The sequence below is a fragment of the Endozoicomonas sp. ALB115 genome (genome assembly GCF_049310245.1).
GTDB lineage: Bacteria > Pseudomonadota > Gammaproteobacteria > Pseudomonadales > Endozoicomonadaceae > Endozoicomonas.
Map to the genome: position 1 here is coordinate 1 of NZ_JBLYZG010000193.1, position 1,158 is coordinate 1,158.

1 protein-coding gene is annotated in these 1,158 nt (G+C 43.0%); it reads left to right on the top strand.

Annotated features, from left to right (window positions below):
* On the top strand, positions 1–1,012 hold a 1,012-nt coding region (locus ACO6VE_RS24570; RefSeq protein WP_422464137.1), incomplete at its 5' end, for a transposase.
* Positions 1,013–1,158: the final 146 nt, after the last annotated feature.

Below are 1,158 nucleotides of genomic sequence, written 5' to 3' on the forward strand. Positions count from 1 at the left end.
GCGCAATGGTGCTCTGCAAGCTTATGCATTCGAATGTGGCAAGTTGAAAGATCTTTATCTGCTTCCTATTGATGGTACGGGTCTCTTTTATTCGGGAACCTGCCGCTGTGATGACTGCTGCATTAAAAACGAGGGCAAAAAAAGTGAAACCTTTTACCACAATATTATGGGGGGCTGTATTGTCCACCCTTCCAGAAAAACCGTCATTCCTTTAGCGCCGGAAGCAATTTGCCGACAGGATGGTTCCACAAAAAATGATTGTGAAAAAGCGGCAATAAGACGTTTTCTGGCGCAGACAAAACATGACCATCCACGCCTGAAACTGGTGATTCTTCTGGATGGTCTATATGCGGACAACCCTACCATTGCTCTGATCAGAGAGCATGGCTGGCACTATATTATCGTGGCCAAAGATGGTAACCATGTGTCGCTTATTGAGGCCATGAATGCCCTTTATGACGAAGGCCAGGTTCATCACCACAAAATCGTTGATGAGAAAAATAACACGACTCATAAATTCCGCTACGCCAATAACGTCCCCCTCAATCTTCAGGATGAAACAGAGCGGGTTAATGTTCTGGATTACATTGAAATCGACAAAAAAGGGATCCAGCATGTCTGGTGCTGGGTAACTGATCTTGAATTAACCGATGATACCGTTGAATCCGTGATGCGAGGAGGCCGTTGTAGATGGCGCATTGAAAATGAAACGTTTAATACCCTGAAAAATCAAGGCTATCAACTTGAACACAATTACGGTCATGGCGAAAAACATCTGGCTACGAATTTCGCCTACCTTACTTTTCTCGCATTCCTGGTTGATCAGATTCAGGAATTTTCTTGTCCAAAATTTCAGCAGGCTTTAAATAAACCAAAGAAGCCTACACGAAAGCGATTATGGAGGAAAATCACCAGCTTCTTTCTCACGTTAATGATTGATAGCTGGGACAGTTTGTTTAAAGCCATTGCCCATGGTGCTAAAGCACAAAAGATAGCTTTTGACACATCATGATTTGGCAAGATAGCCAGAATTTTTCAGGGTGATGATAGTTATTTTTCTTAGCAGCGAAAGTTGAGGGTTCTCTTGTGTTTTCAGAAATTATGAGTATGTCAGTTTTCTGGTTGTGGCAGCTGACGTGTATTCATCGGGAGTAGCTG